Raw genomic sequence first — 15866 nt, 5'->3', positions numbered from 1 at the left:
ACGATGAGGAAGGGGGGGCCGCCGAGGCGAGTCCGGAGCGAAGGCTCCGGACCGCAATCGTAGCCCCGCGCACCCCAAGGCCCCGCCACGCCGGGCGTCAACAGAACACGCTCCGCTGCCCGCGCACACCCGATACCCCCACCCGCAATAAGCATATTCTTCCCCAACCCCGAGACAAGCGTAAAATCCCCCAGATGTCGTTAACACGACATGCAGTACGTCTTCAGGGCGGGGCGTAATTCCCCACCGGCGGTAAAGCCATGCAATATGGCAAGCCCGCGAGCGCCCGGCGTCCACCAGGACACCGGGGTCAGCAGATCTGGTGAAATCCCAGAGCCGACGGTCATAGTCCGGATGAGAGAAGATGTGCCGTCACATAACCAGCTGCCCGGGCATGTCATCGCCTGGCCAGCGGCTTTGCGTTCGGCTGTCCAATAGCCCTGAAACGTTTTTCGCCCCCTTTTTTCGCGAGAGCGTTTCAATGTCCAACCCCATCGTTACCCCGCAGTCCCCCCTCCCCAGCCTGGCTTCCCAGCCCTTTGCCGTGCGCCTGCAACGCGCCCTGCATCACCTGCGCCTGGGCCGCCCCGTCATCCTCATGGATGACTTCGACCGCGAAAACGAAGCCGATCTCATCGTCGCCGCCGACAAGCTCACCGTGCCCGTCATGGCCCAGCTCATTCGCGACGGCAGCGGCATCGTCTGCCTGTGCCTGCCCGGCGAAGTGCTTGACCGCCTCGACCTGGCCCCCATGGTCCAGCGCAACCAGAGCCGTTTCGCCACCGCCTTCACGGTTTCCATCGAAGCCCGCGAAGGCGTCAGCACCGGCGTGTCCGCCGTCGACCGCGTCACCACCATCCGCGCCGCCATCTCGCCCACCGCCCAAAGCGATGACATCGTCAGCCCCGGCCACGTCTTCCCGCTGCGCGCCCAGGCAGGCGGCGTGCTGACCCGCCGCGGCCACACCGAAGGCTCGGTCGACCTGGCCACCCTCGCCGGCCTGCGCCCCGCCGGCGTGCTGTGCGAACTGATGAACGCCGACGGCACCATGATGCGCGGCGCCGCGCTCGAGCGTTACGCCGCCCAGCACGGCCTGGTCGCCCTGACCATCGCCGAACTGGCCGACCATCTGCAACGCCTGCGTGACGGCCAGGCCGAAAGCGTTGACGACCAGGTCCTGGAAATGGCCGCCACGGTCTAAAGCAAAACGGCGCCCGCTCATGCGGGCGCCGCTAGCAGCACGCCGGAGGGATGCGCGGGCTACGCGGAACCCTCAAACGCCCGGGACCACGCATCCATGACGTGCGCCTATGCGGCAGCGGCTACCCGGCCGCGCAATGCCAACGCCACCACCATGGCGCCCAGCGCACACGCGCCGCCCATCGCATAGACCGCGCCGTATCCTTGCAAGCCGGCCAGCCACCCGGCCACCGGGCTTGCAATGCCCAGCGCCACGTCCAGGAACGCCACATACGCCCCCATTGCCGCGCCGCGGCTCGCCGCCGGCACGCGTCGCACGGCTTCCACGCCGAACGCGGGAAACGCCAGCGAGTAGCCCGCGCCGCTGAGCAACGCGCCGGCAAAGGCCCAGATGGGCGTGGCGCTCGTCCAGATCAGCCATTGGCCCACCGCTTCGATCAGCACACACACCAGCGCCACGCGCGCGCCGCCCAGCTTGTCCGGCAGGCCGGCGAAGAACACGCGCGCCAGGATGAAGCCGCCGCCGAACAGCGTGAACATCCACGCCGCGCCGTCCCAGCCGCGTTCGGCGAACAGCAGGCTGATGAATGCGGTGATCACGCCGAAGCCCACGCTGGTCAGCGCCAGGCCCAGGCCGGGCAGCATCACCAGTCCCAGCACGCGATAGAACGGCGTGCGGGTCCCGCCTGCGGCACGCACGCCGCGCTGCGGCAACACCAGCGCCAGCGCGATCATCGGGATCAATACCGTGGCCCAGGCGATGCCGCCGAAGCCTGCCGCGCCGTACAGCCGCATGCCGGCTGGCGCGCCCAGGCCAAACGCGGCGTAGATCGCCACACCGACCCAGGCCATCACCCGGCCCGCGTTCTGCGGCCCCACGCGACCCACGCCCCAGCTCAACGCGCCGGTGACGATCAGGCTTTCACCGCAGCCCATGATGGCGCGCCCGGCCATCAGTGCGGCCAGCGCCGCCTGCGGCTCCCGCGACGCCAGGGCGTCGGCCAACAGATAGAACAGGCCGGCGGCCGAGCCCAGCAGAAAGCCGGCCACCACCGCGAGCCTGGCGCCGCGGCGATCGGCCAACGATCCCGCATAGGCCCGCGACAGCAGCGCCGCCGCGAACTGCATGCCGGCCACAATGCCCACCATCAGCGCGCCTTGCGCCAAGGCGCCATCCACATAGAGCGGCAGCACCGGCATGGGCAGGCCAACCATGAAAAAGCCGACGAAGACTGCCAGCGCCAACGGCAGTATCTGCATGAAAACGGGGCGCGCGACCCCGCCGGCCGCGGGCATGGCCCCGGCCGTCGATGAATCCGACATAGTCATTCCTTGAAAGGGAGAAGTGCAACCCGAGGCCTGGCCGCCGGAATCGGCGATGGCATAATCCGCCAGGACATGGCGTGACTCAAGTTGCCTGCCGCAAATTTTATGAGCCCGTGCTCAGGTTTGAAACTCGCTTTCCCCGAATTCCATGACAACCATCCCGCAGCCCCGTAAATCGCCGCGCCAGCAGCGGTCGCAACAGACGGTAGAGACCATTCTGCAGGCGACAGCTCGCGTTCTGGCCCAGCATGGCTACGCCGGCACCAATACCAACCTGATCGCCGAGACGGCGGGCGTCAGCGTCGGCTCGCTGTATCAGTACTTTCCCAACAAGAACGCGCTGATCGCCGCGCTGCACGACCGCCACGACAACCAGATGCTGGACGTCATCGACCAGGCGCTGCTCGGCAACCCGGCAGCCACCCTGCGCGAACGGGTCGCGGCCATCGTCGGCGCATCGCTGCACGCGCATCTGCTCGAACCGGCCCTGCACCGCGTGCTGGAACGCGAATTTCCGCTGTTCGACCTGCCGCGCGATCACAGCCGCGCCGACCAGGACATCCATCGGCGTATGCGCCACCTGCTGGAACTGCACCGCGCCGAGATCGCGCAGCAAGACCGCGAGCTGGCGACCTATGTGGTCCTGCGCATCATCGAGTCGCTGGTGCATGCGGCAGCGCTGGAACCGCCGGCGGGCTTCAGCCCGGCACAGTTGGAACAAGCGGTGGTGGATGCGGTGATGGGTTATCTGGGTACGCCGCAGGCGGCGCCAGCCAAGCCGGCCCGCAAGACGGCACGTGGCGCCAAGGCATAGAGCGCTGAGGTGGCCGGAGCGTGCTGACCGGGCATGGCGCACCGGTGCCGCGGGCGCATGCCGCTACGCCAGGCACCGCGCCGCAAGAGGATCGGCGCAGGTCAGCCTTGTGCCATGCGCGCCAGGCAGTCGGCGGCGTTGCCCACCACGATGTGCGCGCTGCATGCCAGCATCAGGTTCAGATTCATGCCGAAGTCCTCGACCATGAAGCCTTGCGCATCCACGGCGCGTGTCGCATCGTCGGCCGCCACGCCCACGGCGGTCTGCTCGAGCAGGCTGCCCGCCTGCGCGGTATAGCCCCATACCGGCTTGCCGCAGGCAATCGCGTAACCGACCTCGAACGCGGTGCCGGAATCGGGTTCCGCGCCGCGGAAGGGATTCAGATTGGCCATGACCAGGTCGGCCCGGCGGATCATCGCGACGTTGGCGCGGTAGATCCATTGCGCCAGCGGCGCGCCCGCCAGGCCGGGCGGGGGCACGTTATCCAGCGGGTACAGGCCTTCGAAACCATGCGCGGCCGCCAGCGCCTTGAGCCGTTCGCCCTGCGCCACGGCATCGGGCAGGAACACGTCGAAACCGGCCAGGTACACGCGGCGCATGGCGGTCTATTCCGGATCGGAGACGGTGAACGCTTCGCCGGTGGCGAAGAAGGAGCCGCCCGCCAGGTAATGCACGGACCGGCGCGCGTCATCGTTGAAGTGCCAGCGGTTGCCCGAGAACACATCGGGCGCGGCCCACGCGGCCACGACTTCGCCGATGAACAGGTCGTAGGCCTGCTGGTTGTGCGGCTCGGGCACGACCTTGCATTCCAGCCAGCCCAGGCAGCCTTCGACCAGCGGCGCGCCGATCTTGCTGGCGGGAAAGGTGGTCAGGCCCGCAGACTGGAACTTGTCGGCCTCGCTGCCTGAATGCGAGCCTACCTGCAAGGTGGCCTGCGCCTGCGCGCGCGACGGGATGCACAGCGCGAACTCGCCCGAGGCTTCGATCAGCTTGCGCGTGTAGGTGTTCTTGTCCACCACCACCAGCATCTTGGGCGGGCTGAAATCCAGCGGCATGGCCCAGGCGGCCGCCATGACGTTGCGTTCGCCGCCATGCGCGCTGGTGACCAGCACCGTGGGGCCGTGGTTCAGCAGCAGATAAGCGCGGGGCAGGTCGACGGGTTCGATGGCGGACATGGATTACCTGCTAGAACATGCCGTTCTTGTTGGCGGGGTTTTCCGGGATTTCCTGGCTGACGTCCCAGTGTTCGACGATCTTGCCATTCTCGACGCGGAAGATGTCGATCACGGCCTGGCCGCGGTCCTCGGGGGATTCTCTCCACAGGTTGTGGATAACCACGAGGTCGCCTTCGGCGATCACGCGCTTGATATCGACCGTGGCCTGCGGATGCTGTTCGAAGTAATGGGGGAAGAAATCCACCATGGGCTCGACGCCGTCGCGCATGTACGGGTTGTGCTGCGTGTAGTTGTTCTTGGCCACATACAGGCGCACCGCCTCGTCGATCTCGCGGTCCTGGAACATCATGCGGAAAAACGCCACCACGATGTCCTTGTTCGATTGCGGCACGGCCGCCTGCGCCGGCGCGAGCGCCAGGCAGCTGGAGGCCAGCAGCATACAGAGGGCCAACGATTTCAACTTCATGCTCATACTGCTACTCGGGTCGTGTCGCCAGCTGGCGGTCTGCCAGTTTACAAATAAAAGCGGGACATTCGACCCTACGGCCCGTGCGGCATTGCGGGAATAAGCCGCGCGCCCTTGGAAAACCAGGGCGCGCGGGGCGGCGGCTATCGCATGCAAACAACAGTGGTGGCGGCGGCGCCGAAATCGCTTGCCCGGCTCAGTAGCCCACGGTAAAGCGGCGGCGCGAGTGCTTGGGCGTCTCGATTTCGTCGACCAGGGCGATGGCGTAGTCTTCCATCGAGATCCAGCTCTTGCCGTCATCGTCGGCCAGCAGCGAATCGTCGCCGATGCGGAACACGCCGGTGCGCTCGCCCGGCTCGAACAGCGCCGACGGCGACAGGAAGGTCCAGTTCAGCACCTTTTCCTGGCGCAGCGCATCCAGGAACACCACGCCGGCGCGGGCCTCGGGCTTGTACGCGTCGGGGAATTCCGGCGTGTCGATCAGCATCTTGCCGGGCGCCACTTGCAGGCTGCCGGCGCCGCCCACCACCAGCAGGCGCGGCACGCCGGCGTCTTTCACGGCCGCCAGCAGGGGCTTGGCGTCGGCCGACACGAAGCGCGACGCGCTGACCACGGCATCGTGGCCCTTGAGCAGCGGGGTCAGGCCTTGCGGATCGGTGGCGTCGCCTTGCCGGATGGTCAGGCCCGGCTGCGGATTGACGTCGCCCAGGTTGCGGGCGATGCCCGTTACCTGGTGGCCGCGCTTGAGCAGTTCGTCCGCCACGCGCGAACCCACGCGGCCGGTAATTCCGATCAGTGCGATTTTCATGGTCTTGCTCCTTGGAAGGTTGGACAAAGCCATACTATTCGGCCAGATCGGTTCCCGGAACTCACGGAGACGGAAGAGTTTTTTGCAATCCGTGCACCAATGAGTTCCTTGCCCTCCAGCCGGGTCAGGCCGCGGCGCGTTGCGCCTGGTAGACCTGCAGGTGCGTGTAGGCGATGCGCAGGCAGGTGGCGTCCACGCCCAGCGTGCCCGCGCGGCGCACCATGTCGCCGACGATGTGGTCGGCTTCAACCGGCAGGCCCTGGCGCAGGTCGCGGAACATCGACGCCGTCATGGCCTGGGACGGGTCCGTCAGGATCTTGAGTGCGGCGGCGTCGGCATCCGGCCGCACGGCATGGCCGCTGGCCGCGGCGACCGCCTGCGATTCGCGCAACAGGCCGCGCACGATATCGATGCCGTCGTTCGTGGCGGCGATCTGCCCGACGGTGCCGCGCATCAGGCAGGTAGCGGCGGCCAGCGTGGTCAGGAAGACGTATTTTTCCCAGATGTCCTGGTGGATGTCTTCGCTCAGGCGGCTGACGTATTCGCCGCCGGCCAGCGCATCGGCCAGGGCCGTGCAACGCGCGCTGCGGGCCGGGCCCGCGCGTTCGCCGAACACAATGCTGGCGTGCTTGCCCAGATGGATCACCTGGCCCTCGGCGCCGAGCGTGGCGTTGATCTGGCACAGGCCACCCAGCACCCGGTGGGGTTCGAACTCGCGGTCCAGCACGTCGTACTGCAGCACGCCGTTCATGATGGGCAGCACCGCGGTATCGGGCCCGACGGCGGGGCGGATGGCGTCGATGGCGCTTTGCAGGTCGTAGGCCTTGCAGCTGAGCACCACCACGTCGTAGAAGCCTTGCAGCGTCTGGGCGGTGGCCAATTGGGGGGTCAGCGTGACGTCGCCGAACGGGCTCTGGATGCGCAGGCCCTGTTCGCGCAGCCGCGCGGCGCGGGCCTCGCGCACCAGGAAGGTCACGTCCGCGCCCGCCTGGGCCGCACGTCCGCCGAAATAGCCGCCGGTGCCGCCAGCACCCAAGAACAACAACCGCATGCCTGTCTCCTATGCCCGTCGGAAGCGCGGGCCGATAGCGAAATTATGCGCCGGGGCGGCGCCCGACGCAGAGGCGGCCGCCCTGGCCGCCCACGGCCCGGACAGCCAGGCGGCAGGTCTGGAGAATGCAGGACGCAGGCCCGGTCAACGCCCTGGCCGGATCAGAGGGCGCGGCATGGCGCCGGTCAGGCCGGATGCACGTGGCGCGCCCAGGCCTCGTAGCCGCCGCGCAGGGCCCAGGTGTTGGGATAGCCGGCGGCGCGCAGCCGCGCGGCCAGCATGGCGGCCGAGACCTCGTTGGGGCAGGCGCAATACACCACGATGTCGGCCGCCTGGGCGCCGGCGTCCAGGACGGGCAACGGCGCGCGCAGGTCGACGGCGACCGCCCCCGGGATGCGGTCGGCTTCGCGCAGGGCTTCGGGCCGCACGTCGAACACCAGGGCGGGGCGGCCGTCCTGGCGCCACTGCATCAGTTCGTCGACCGACAGCCGCGGGATCACGCGCAGGTTGCGCTTGAGGATCCAGCGCCGCAGGCCGCGCGCCGCGATGTACAGCGCCAGCACCGCCGCCAGGATGGCCAGCCCCATCGGGCCGTAGGTGCCCAGCACGTCGAGCACGTCATTGACGACGCTGTGGAACAGGCCGCCCAGCAGCAGGGCGGAACCGGCCCAGACCATGGCGCCGACGACGTCATAGGCCAGAAAGCGCCGGTAAGGGGTGCTGGTCAGGCCCGCCATCACGGTCGACAGCGCGCCCGCGCCGGGCAGGAACTTGCAGACCAGCAGGGCGCGCACGCCGATGCGCAGGTACAAGCGTTGCGTCTGGCGGATGCAGGAGTCCTGCGACAGGGACAGCTTGCAGACCACGCCCAGCAACCGCGAGCCGTAGCGCCGCCCGGCCAGGTACCAGACCGTGTCGGCCAGCAGGCAGGCGACGGTGGCCGCCAGCCACGGCGCCAGCCAGCCGCCCGCGCCGGCCAGGGCGCCAGCGGCGATCAGCATGGGGTAGGCGGGCACGGGCAGCCCCGCCTGCTCGACCAGCACATTGGCGAACACGAGCCACCCGCCGTACTGCTCGAGCAGCAATTGAATGTCTTGCATGGTGTTTTCCGGCTTGCCGCGCCCTGCGCGGCTTCTTGCCTGGAATTTTAGGCTTCTGCCCACCCCGCGGACACCCAGGCGGACCAATTCGCGCTGCAACAGCCCGTTCCAGGGCCAAAGTGTCCACGCGCCGCGACGGCGCGCACCATCTTGGTGCCACCTTTCCCTGCCAGGGTGCCTATAATCCCGCCCGGCCATCAGGATTCCCCCGACTTGCCGCGGGAATGCCCCATGGCATACAACTTGCTTCGCCAGGACTGGCTGCGAACCCGCCCATTCGGATGGGGCGCGCTGCCCCGGCAGCCCCCCCTTCCGATGACCGATCCCACGCCTTCGTTTCCGCCCGCCCACGCGTGCCGCGCCGCGACGCCCGGACATCGCCACCATTCCCCCCATTCCCTTTCCATCCCCGCGAAGGAGCTTTCCGCATGAAATCCTTTTCCCTCCCGGCTGCAGGCGGCATTGCCCGCCGTGGCCTGCTCAAGCTGGCTGCGGCAGCCGCCGCCGGCGCGCTGCTGTTCTCGGGCGCTGCCCAGGCGCAAGCGCCCGCCAAGCTCAAGGTCGCCGCCATCTACACGGTGCCGGTCGAGCAGCAATGGGTGTCGCGCATCCACAAGGCGCTGACCGCCGCGCGCGACCGCGGTGAAATCGAATACACCTTCTCGGAAAACGTCACCAACGCCGACTACGAGCGCGTCATGCGCCAGTACGCCGAGCAGGGCAACAAGCTGGTGGTGGGCGAGGCCTTCGCGGTGGAAGCCGCCGCCCGCAAGGTGGCCAAGGACTACCCGCAGACCGCCTTCCTGATGGGTTCCTCGGGCAAGCCGCAACAGCCCAACTTCTCGGTGTTCGACAACTACATCCAGGAACCGGCCTACCTGACCGGCATGATCGCCGCCGGCATGAGCAAGAGCGGCAAGATCGGCCTGGTGGGCGGCTACCCCATCCCTGAAGTGAACCGCCTGATGCAGGCCTTCATCGAAGGCGCCAAGGAAGTGAACCCCAAGGCCGAATTCACCGTGACCTTCATCGGCTCGTGGTTCGATCCCCCCAAGGCCAAGGAAGCCGCCTTCGCCATGATCGACAAGGGCGCGGACGTGCTGTACGCCGAGCGCTTCGGCGTGTCGGATGCCGCCAAGGAACGCGGCAAGCTGGCCATCGGCAACGTCATCGACACCCAGCCGCAATACCCGGAAACGGTGGTGGCGTCGGCGCTGTGGAGCATGGAGCCGACCATCGACGAGGCGCTCAAGCAGGTCAAGGCCGGCGCGTTCAAGGCGGCTGACTTCGGCCAGTATTCGCTGATGAAGCACAAGGGTTCGTCGCTGGCGCCGCTGGGCACCTTCGAAAGCAAGATCCCGGCCGACCTGATCGCCAGGGTGCAAGCCAAGCAGAAGGCCATCCTGGACGGCAGCTTCACGGTGCAGGTCGTCGACAAAGAACCCAAGTCCTCGGCACGATGAACCAAGCGCCTCTCGCCCTGCGCCTTGCGGGGATCACCAAACGCTTCGGCAGCCTGACGGCCAACGATGATGTCTCGCTGACCCTCGCGCAGGGCGAGGTGCTGGCCTTGCTGGGCGAGAACGGCGCCGGCAAATCGACCCTGGTGTCGATTCTGTTCGGCCACTATGTGGCCGACGCCGGCAGTATCGAAGTCTTCGGCCAGCCCTTGCCCCCCGGCCGGCCCGATGCCGCGCTGGCGGCGGGCGTGGGCATGGTGCACCAGCACTTCACGCTGGCCGACAACCTGACCGTGCTGGACAACATCATGGTCGGCACCGAATCGCTGTGGAAGCTGGCGTCCGGCCGCGGCCAGGCGCGCCGCCGCCTGGTCGAGCTGGGCCAGCGCTTCGGCCTGGGCGTGGACCCGGACGCGCGCGTCGGCGGCCTGTCGGTCGGCGAAAAGCAGCGCGTCGAAATCCTGAAGGCCCTGTACCGCGGCGCCAAGGTCCTGATCCTGGACGAGCCCACCGCGGTGCTGACGCCGCAGGAAGTGCAGGACCTGTTCGCGACCCTGCGCGGTTTCGTGGACGAAGGCCTGGCGGTCATCTTCATTTCGCACAAGCTGGACGAAGTGATGGCCGTGTCGCGCCGCGTCGCGGTGCTGCGCCAGGGCAAGCTGGTGGCCGAACGCGACACCGCCGCCACCACGCCGGCCGAGCTGGCCGAGCTGATGGTGGGCCGCAAGGTCGCCATGCCGCACGCCGAAGCCATGGCGGCGGCCGGCCAGGCGGCCCCCGTGGTCACGCTGTCGCAAGTGACCGTGCGCGACAGCCGCGAGGGCGCGCCGCGCCTGGACAGCCTGGACCTGGTTGTCCACAAGCACGAGATCGTGGCTATCGCCGGCGTGGCCGGCAACGGCCAGCAGGCGCTGGTGTCGGTGCTGACCGGCCTGCGCCAGCCCTCGGACGGCACCATCCGTCTGGGTCCGGAGCATGCCGCCGCGCCCACCACGCCGGCCGGCTGGACGGCGGCGCAGGTAGGCCGCATTCCCGAAGACCGCCACGGCGAAGGCGTCATTGGCGACAGTCCGCTGTGGGAAAACGCCATCGTCGAAGACCTGCAGGACCCGCGCTTTGCCCGCTACGGCGTGGTGCGGGCCGGCGCCGGCCGCGCCTACGCGGCATCGCTGGCCAAGCAGTTCGACGTGCGCGCCGCCTCGCTGGACGTGCGCACCCGCAGCCTGTCGGGCGGCAACATGCAGAAGCTGATCCTGGGCCGCACGCTGGCGCGCGAACCGCGCCTGATCGTGGCTGACCAGCCCACCTGGGGCCTGGATATCGGCGCGGTGGCCTATGTGCGCGAACAGCTGCTGGCCGCGCGCCGCCGCGGCGCCGGCATCCTGCTGGTGTCCGAGGACCTGGAAGAGATCTTCGCCCTGGCCGACCGCATCGCCGTGTTGTGCGGCGGCAAGCTGGTCGCGGTCAAGCCCGTCGGCCAATGGACGCCCGCCACCGTCGGCCTGGCCATGACGGGCACGCGCGCGTGATGCGCCGCGCCCTTACTCATCGAGCATTTCTAGAATGAAACTGATCCTGGAACGCCGCCCCGAGCCCAGCCGCGCCGCGCTGGCCCTGGCGCCGATCGCGGCCATCCTCTTCACGCTGGCCGTGTGCGCGCTGCTGGTGGCCTGGGCGGGCGCGCCCGTCGGCCGCACCTATGCGCTGCTGTTCGAAGGCGCGTTCGGTTCGCGCTTCGCGCTGTCCGAAACCCTGACGCGCGCCACCCCGCTGATGCTGACGGGCCTGGCCTGTGCGGTGGCATTTCGCGCCCGCTTCTACAACATCGGCGCCGAGGGCCAGCTGTACCTGGGCGCTCTGGCTGCGGTGGCCGTGGGCGGCATGCACGACGGCACCGGCTTTGACCTGCCGCTGCCGGTGCTGTTCTCCGGCATGATGCTGGCCGCCGCGCTGGCCGGCGCCTTGCTGCTGCTGATTCCCGCCCTGCTCAAGACCCGCCTGGGCGTGGACGAGGTGGTCACCACGCTGCTGGGCAACTTCATCGTGCTGCTGTTCGTGTCGATGATGCTGGACGGCCCCATGAAGGACCCGATGGCCATGGGCTGGCCGCAGTCCGTGGCGCTGAACCCCGATCTGGAACTGGGCAAGCTGATCGAACGCACCCGCGCCCACACCGGCCTGTTGTGGGCGGCCGGCCTGGCACTGGGCCTGTGGCTGCTGAACCGCTACACGGTGTTCGGCTTCCAGATGCGCGCGGTCGGCGCCAATGCGCACGCCTCGCGCTTCCTGGGCCTGCCGGTCAGCCGCGTCATGCTGGGTACCGCCATGCTGTCCGGCGCGTTGGCAGGGCTGGCTGGCGCCATCGAAGTGGCCGGCCGCACCGGCTACGTCACGCTCGATATGTCGCCGGGCTATGGCTACACCGGCGTGGTGGTCGCCATGCTGGCCGGCCTGCATCCGCTGGGCGTGATCCTGGCCAGCATCTTCGTGGCCGGCATGCTGGTCGGCGCCGACAGCATGAGCCGCGCTATTGCCGTGCCCAACTACATCGCCGACGTCATCGTCGCCACTTCGTTGCTCGCCATGCTGGTCGCGACGTTATTCGCGCAGTACCGCCTGCGCCGTCACAAGGCTTGAGGAGCACGCCATGGAATGGATGGACCTGTTGAGTTCCGCGGCCTTCTGGGTCGCCGTGTTGCGGCTGGCGACGCCGCTGATCCTGGGCACGCTGGGCGTGTTGCTGTGCGAGCGCGCCGGCGTGCTGAACCTGGGCATCGAAGGCATCATGGCCGCCGGCGCCTTCACCGGCTGGCTGGTGGTGTACCTGGGTGCGCCGCTGTATGTGGGGGTGCTGGCGGCCGCGCTGGCGGGCGCCGTGTTCGGCTTGCTGCACGCGGTGCTGACGGTGCCGCTGGGCCTGTCCCAGCACGTCTCCGGCCTGGGCGTCACCTTGCTGGCAACCAGCCTGAGCTACTTCGCCTATCGCGTCACGTTCCCCAGCGTGAACACCCCACCCACCATCACGCCGTTCGCCGAAATGAAGTTCCTGGACGGCATTCCGCTGATTGGTCCGGTGCTGGCCGGCCAGACGCCGATGACGCTGCTGGCGCTGGCCGCGGTGCCGCTCCTGGCGTGGGTGCTGAACCGCACGCCCGTCGGCCTGGCGATCCGCATGGTGGGCGAGAACCCCGCCGCCGCCGAAGGCCAGGGCCTGTCCGTCACGCGGCTGCGCATGGGCGCCATCGTCGCCGGCTCGGCGCTGATGGGCGTAGCCGGCAGCTTCCTGACGCTGGCGGCATTCAATGCCTTCTTCTTCAATATGGTCAACGGCCGCGGCTGGGTCTGCGTGGCGCTGGTGGTGTTCGCCTCGTGGCGGCCCGGCAAGGCGCTGCTGGGCGCGTTGATTTTCGCGTTCTTCGACGCGCTGCAGCTGCGGCTGCAGCAGGGCGGGGCGGCGCTGCCCGGCCTGCCCGAACTGCCGTATCAGGTGTACCTGATGCTGCCCTATATCCTGTCCATCCTGGCCCTGGTCGTGATGGCGCGCCGCGCCGCCTACCCGCAGGCCCTGATGAAGCCCTACCGCAAGGGCGAACGGTAATCCACAAGGTGTGACTATGCTCGATCTCATCATCAAGAACTGCACGCTGCCCGACGGCCGCGAGCACATCGACATCGGCGTGGCCCAGGGCCGCATCGCGGCGCTCGAGCCCGGCCTGAAGGCCACGGCCGGCCAAACGATCGACGCCGCCGGCCAGCTGGTCGCGCCTCCCTTCGTGGACGCGCACTTCCACATGGACTCCACCCTGTCGTTCGGCCTGCCGCGCGTCAACCAGTCGGGCACGCTGCTCGAAGGTATCGCGCTGTGGGGCGAGCTCAAGCCGCTGCTCACGCAGGAAGCCCTGGTCGAACGCGCGCTGGCCTATTGCGACTGGGCCGTGGCCCGCGGCCTGCTGGCCATCCGCTCGCACGTGGATGTGTGCGATCCGCGCCTGTTGGCGGTGGAAGCGCTGCTGCACGTGCGCGAGAAGGTCAAACCCTATCTGGACCTGCAACTCGTCGCTTTCCCGCAAGACGGCGTGCTGCGCGCGCCGGGCGCGCTGGACAATCTGAAGCGGGCGCTGGACATGGGCGTGGACGTAGTGGGCGGCATTCCCCACTTCGAGCGCACCATGCAGGACGGCGCCGAATCCGTGCGCATCCTGTGCGAACTGGCCGCCGAACGCGGCCTGCGCGTGGACATGCACTGCGACGAAAGCGACGACCCGCTCTCGCGCCACATCGAAACGCTGGCCTATCACACGCAACGCCTGGGCCTGCACGGCCGCGTCACGGGCTCGCACCTGACGTCCATGCATTCGATGGACAACTACTACGTGTCCAAGCTGATCCCCCTGATGCGCGAAGCCGGCGTATCGGCGATCGCCAATCCGCTGATCAACATCACCCTGCAAGGCCGCCACGATACCTATCCGAAGCGCCGCGGTATGACGCGCGTGCCCGAATTGCTGGCCGCCGGCGTACCGGTGGCCTTTGGCCATGACTGCGTGATGGACCCCTGGTACAGCCTGGGCTCGGGCGACATGCTGGAAGTAGCGCACATGGGCCTGCACGTGGCCCAGATGACCGGCCAGGACGCCATGCGCGCCTGTTTCCAGGCCGTGACGGCCACGCCGGCCGCGATACTAGGGCTGGACGACACAGGCCTGGCCGTGGGCAAGCGCGCCGATCTGGTGCTACTGCAGGCGCGCGACCCGGTCGAGGCGCTGCGCCTGCGCGCCACGCGCCTGATGGTGCTGCGCGCCGGCCATGTGGTGGCGACCACGCCGCCAGCCACCGCCACGCTGAACCTGCCGGGCCGCCCCGCCCAGGTCAGCTTTCAGACGCCGGCCCGCTGATTGCGCCGCGGGCCGGATCAGGCTTCCGATACCGGCCCGCTGACATACCCCGGCCGCTTGGCGGCCGTGACGATGATCTCGACCAGCAGGTCGGGCGAGGCCAGCTTGGCCTCGCAGGTGGCGCGCGTGGGCAAGGCCTTGGCCGGCGCCCACTCGGCCCATACGGCGTTCATGCCGGCGAAATCACGGTCGATGTCTTTCAACCAGATCTGCACCGACAGCAGCCGCGTCTTGTCGGTGTCGGCCTGCGCCAGATAGCCGTCGATCTTGGCCAGCGCGTCGCGCGTCTGCTCGGCAATGCCGCCAGCCGCGGACGAGGTCACGCCGGCGAGGTACACGGTGTCGCCGTGGATCACGATGCGGCTCAGGCGCTGGTTGGAATCCTTGCGCACGATATCGGTCATGGGTGCTGCTCCTTTGGGGTGAGGGCCGGCGCTTGCTCGGCGCCGGCAAAACGATCGATGGCGAACGGCGCGATCGGCAAATCCGTCGCGCCGGTGGTGATCAGGTCGGCCATGATGCGGCCGACGATAGGGCCCAGCTCGAAGCCATGCGCCGAAAAGCCGAAGGCATGAAAGGCCGACTCGTGGCGGCGGCTGCGTCCAATCACCGGAATCTCGTCCGGCATGGCGGCTTCGATGCCCGCCCAGCCGCGGTTCACGACCGCGCCCCGCATGTGCGGAAACAGGTCGCAGACGGTGCGCGCGCCTTCGGCCAACGAACGGAAATCCAGCTCGGTCCATTCCGCGTCGCGGTCGACCCAGGCGCGGCGGCCGCCGCCGATCAGCACCGTGCCGTTGGCCCGCTGCTTGAACGATAACGGACGGCCGGTGCCCAGCACCACCGCATCCAGGAAGTGATCCATGCGCAGCGTCACCAGCATCATGGGGCTGATGGCGACGAGCGGCACGGGCTCGCCCCAGTCGGCCGCGACACGATCGGCCCAGGCGCCCGCGCAGTTCAGTATCCGCGGCGCGGTGTAGGCGCCAGCATCCGTCTCGACGCGCCATTGGCCGGCTTCATATGCCGTCCGATGCACGCGCACGCCTTCCAGGAAACGCGCGCCCAGGCTCGCGGCCTTGCGGCGAAACGCCAGCGTGGTGCGGTAGGGATCGGCTGCCGCGTCCTCGCGTGCGATCAAGCCGCCGTGCACGGTGGGCGCCAGCGCGGGAATCATCGCCAGCAGGTCCTCGCGGGATATCCATTGCTCGTGGGTGTAGCCGTGCGATTGCATGGTGCCCAGGCGCTCGCGCAACGTAGCCGCGTCGGCCTCGTTCTCGGCCACGCGCACCTGCCCATGCTGCTCGAAACCGCAGTCATCGTCGACCAGCTCGCCGATGCGATACCAGAGGTCGCGCGACGCCAGGGCCAGCGGCACCTCGGCCAGGTGGCGCGCCAAGGTACGCACGCCACCCGCGTTGACGCCCGACGCATGGCGGCCGACGTAGTTCTTTTCGATCACCAGCGCCGGCACGCCCGCGCGCGCCAGATGCAGGGCCGCAGAACTGCCGTGCAGGCCGCCGCCGATGATGATGACCGCGGCCGACGTTGATGCGTCCGTCATGTCGGCA

Annotated in this window: 16 protein-coding genes and 1 riboswitch; of the genes, 7 read left to right on the top strand and 9 right to left on the bottom strand. The window is 68.6% G+C overall.

All coding sequences use genetic code 11. From position 1 onward, the window contains the following. The first annotated feature begins 215 nt into the window (after nt 1-215). A riboswitch (FMN riboswitch) is annotated at nt 216-370 on the top strand. Nucleotides 371-481: 111 nt separating this feature from the next. Beyond that, the gene (ribB, locus tag A9974_RS12515) at nt 482-1201 is read left to right on the top strand and encodes a 3,4-dihydroxy-2-butanone-4-phosphate synthase (protein ID WP_183004412.1); all 720 of its coding nucleotides are present in this window, start codon (nt 482-484) and stop codon (nt 1199-1201) included. A gap of 107 nt (nt 1202-1308) precedes the next feature. Here ribB and A9974_RS12510 read toward each other — a convergent pair whose 3' ends face one another. Continuing rightward, entirely contained in the window at nt 1309-2523 is a 1215-nt protein-coding gene (locus tag A9974_RS12510) for an arabinose transporter (protein WP_183004411.1), read from the bottom strand. Between the two features lie 151 nt (nt 2524-2674). Between A9974_RS12510 and A9974_RS12505 the strand changes: the two genes are divergently transcribed. Further along, on the top strand, nt 2675-3340 hold the full coding sequence (locus A9974_RS12505; protein ID WP_183004410.1) for a TetR/AcrR family transcriptional regulator: 666 nt from the start codon (nt 2675-2677) through the stop codon (nt 3338-3340). A 101-nt stretch (nt 3341-3441) separates the two neighbouring features. Here A9974_RS12505 and A9974_RS12500 read toward each other — a convergent pair whose 3' ends face one another. From A9974_RS12500 to A9974_RS12475, 6 genes are all read right to left on the bottom strand, one after another. Further along, nucleotides 3442-3939, bottom strand: coding sequence for a nucleoside 2-deoxyribosyltransferase (locus A9974_RS12500; protein ID WP_183004409.1), 498 nt, complete (start codon nt 3937-3939; stop codon nt 3442-3444). Nucleotides 3940-3945: 6 nt separating this feature from the next. After that, the gene (locus A9974_RS12495) at nt 3946-4515 is read right to left on the bottom strand and encodes a flavin reductase family protein (RefSeq protein WP_183004408.1); all 570 of its coding nucleotides are present in this window, start codon (nt 4513-4515) and stop codon (nt 3946-3948) included. A gap of 10 nt (nt 4516-4525) precedes the next feature. Further along, nucleotides 4526-4987, bottom strand: coding sequence for a nuclear transport factor 2 family protein (locus A9974_RS12490; RefSeq protein ID WP_183004407.1), 462 nt, complete (start codon nt 4985-4987; stop codon nt 4526-4528). A 190-nt stretch (nt 4988-5177) separates the two neighbouring features. Continuing rightward, entirely contained in the window at nt 5178-5789 is a 612-nt protein-coding gene (locus tag A9974_RS12485; protein WP_183004406.1) for an NAD(P)-dependent oxidoreductase, read from the bottom strand. Nucleotides 5790-5913: 124 nt separating this feature from the next. Continuing rightward, nucleotides 5914-6840 carry a 2-dehydropantoate 2-reductase gene (panE, locus tag A9974_RS12480; protein ID WP_183004405.1) on the bottom strand — a complete coding sequence of 309 codons (927 nt, stop codon included), beginning with the start codon at nt 6838-6840 and terminating at the stop codon, nt 5914-5916. 185 nt (nt 6841-7025) lie between these two features. Continuing rightward, on the bottom strand, nt 7026-7940 hold the full coding sequence (locus tag A9974_RS12475) for a VTT domain-containing protein (RefSeq protein WP_183004404.1): 915 nt from the start codon (nt 7938-7940) through the stop codon (nt 7026-7028). A 428-nt stretch (nt 7941-8368) separates the two neighbouring features. Between A9974_RS12475 and A9974_RS12470 the strand changes: the two genes are divergently transcribed. Genes A9974_RS12470 through A9974_RS12450 form a run of 5 tightly spaced genes read left to right on the top strand, consistent with a single transcriptional unit; the run spans nt 8369 to nt 14295 of the window. Then, entirely contained in the window at nt 8369-9403 is a 1035-nt protein-coding gene (locus A9974_RS12470; protein WP_183004403.1) for a BMP family protein, read from the top strand. Then, nucleotides 9400-10929, top strand: coding sequence for an ABC transporter ATP-binding protein (locus A9974_RS12465; RefSeq protein WP_183004402.1), 1530 nt, complete (start codon nt 9400-9402; stop codon nt 10927-10929). The genes A9974_RS12470 and A9974_RS12465 overlap by 4 nt, the downstream gene beginning before the upstream one ends. Nucleotides 10930-10963: 34 nt before the next feature. Next, nucleotides 10964-12037 carry an ABC transporter permease gene (locus A9974_RS12460; protein ID WP_183004401.1) on the top strand — a complete coding sequence of 358 codons (1074 nt, stop codon included), beginning with the start codon at nt 10964-10966 and terminating at the stop codon, nt 12035-12037. Nucleotides 12038-12047: 10 nt separating this feature from the next. Next, the gene (locus A9974_RS12455) at nt 12048-12998 is read left to right on the top strand and encodes an ABC transporter permease (protein WP_183004400.1); all 951 of its coding nucleotides are present in this window, start codon (nt 12048-12050) and stop codon (nt 12996-12998) included. A 16-nt stretch (nt 12999-13014) separates the two neighbouring features. Continuing rightward, a complete protein-coding gene (locus tag A9974_RS12450; protein WP_183004399.1) occupies nt 13015-14295 on the top strand; it encodes an amidohydrolase family protein in 1281 nt (426 codons plus the stop codon). Between the two features lie 17 nt (nt 14296-14312). Here A9974_RS12450 and A9974_RS12445 read toward each other — a convergent pair whose 3' ends face one another. Then, a complete protein-coding gene (locus A9974_RS12445; protein ID WP_183004398.1) occupies nt 14313-14699 on the bottom strand; it encodes a RidA family protein in 387 nt (128 codons plus the stop codon). Then, a complete protein-coding gene (locus A9974_RS12440; protein ID WP_183004397.1) occupies nt 14696-15859 on the bottom strand; it encodes an FAD-binding oxidoreductase in 1164 nt (387 codons plus the stop codon). The genes A9974_RS12445 and A9974_RS12440 overlap by 4 nt, the downstream gene beginning before the upstream one ends. Between the last annotated feature and the right edge of the window lie 7 nt (nt 15860-15866).

Origin of the sequence: Achromobacter sp. UMC71 (assembly GCF_014170305.1) — a bacterium.
Lineage (GTDB): Bacteria > Pseudomonadota > Gammaproteobacteria > Burkholderiales > Burkholderiaceae_B > Achromobacter.
The sequence above is the reverse complement of the archived record's forward strand: the minus strand, read 5'-3'. Positions and strand labels throughout refer to the sequence as shown.

Coding starts and splice junctions, on each gene's coding strand:
- A9974_RS12450 (WP_183004399.1), top strand. CDS start 13,015: ATGCTCGATCTCATCATCAAGAACTGCACGCTGCCCGACGGCCGCGAG.
- ribB (WP_183004412.1), top strand. CDS start 482: ATGTCCAACCCCATCGTTACCCCGCAGTCCCCCCTCCCCAGCCTGGCT.
- A9974_RS12445 (WP_183004398.1), bottom strand. CDS start 14,699: ATGACCGATATCGTGCGCAAGGATTCCAACCAGCGCCTGAGCCGCATC.
- A9974_RS12460 (WP_183004401.1), top strand. CDS start 10,964: ATGAAACTGATCCTGGAACGCCGCCCCGAGCCCAGCCGCGCCGCGCTG.
- A9974_RS12440 (WP_183004397.1), bottom strand. CDS start 15,859: ATGACGGACGCATCAACGTCGGCCGCGGTCATCATCATCGGCGGCGGC.
- A9974_RS12475 (WP_183004404.1), bottom strand. CDS start 7,940: ATGCAAGACATTCAATTGCTGCTCGAGCAGTACGGCGGGTGGCTCGTG.
- A9974_RS12485 (WP_183004406.1), bottom strand. CDS start 5,789: ATGAAAATCGCACTGATCGGAATTACCGGCCGCGTGGGTTCGCGCGTG.
- A9974_RS12490 (WP_183004407.1), bottom strand. CDS start 4,987: ATGAGCATGAAGTTGAAATCGTTGGCCCTCTGTATGCTGCTGGCCTCC.
- A9974_RS12455 (WP_183004400.1), top strand. CDS start 12,048: ATGGAATGGATGGACCTGTTGAGTTCCGCGGCCTTCTGGGTCGCCGTG.
- A9974_RS12470 (WP_183004403.1), top strand. CDS start 8,369: ATGAAATCCTTTTCCCTCCCGGCTGCAGGCGGCATTGCCCGCCGTGGC.
- A9974_RS12505 (WP_183004410.1), top strand. CDS start 2,675: ATGACAACCATCCCGCAGCCCCGTAAATCGCCGCGCCAGCAGCGGTCG.
- A9974_RS12510 (WP_183004411.1), bottom strand. CDS start 2,523: ATGTCGGATTCATCGACGGCCGGGGCCATGCCCGCGGCCGGCGGGGTC.
- A9974_RS12495 (WP_183004408.1), bottom strand. CDS start 4,515: ATGTCCGCCATCGAACCCGTCGACCTGCCCCGCGCTTATCTGCTGCTG.
- A9974_RS12500 (WP_183004409.1), bottom strand. CDS start 3,939: ATGCGCCGCGTGTACCTGGCCGGTTTCGACGTGTTCCTGCCCGATGCC.
- A9974_RS12465 (WP_183004402.1), top strand. CDS start 9,400: ATGAACCAAGCGCCTCTCGCCCTGCGCCTTGCGGGGATCACCAAACGC.
- panE (WP_183004405.1), bottom strand. CDS start 6,840: ATGCGGTTGTTGTTCTTGGGTGCTGGCGGCACCGGCGGCTATTTCGGC.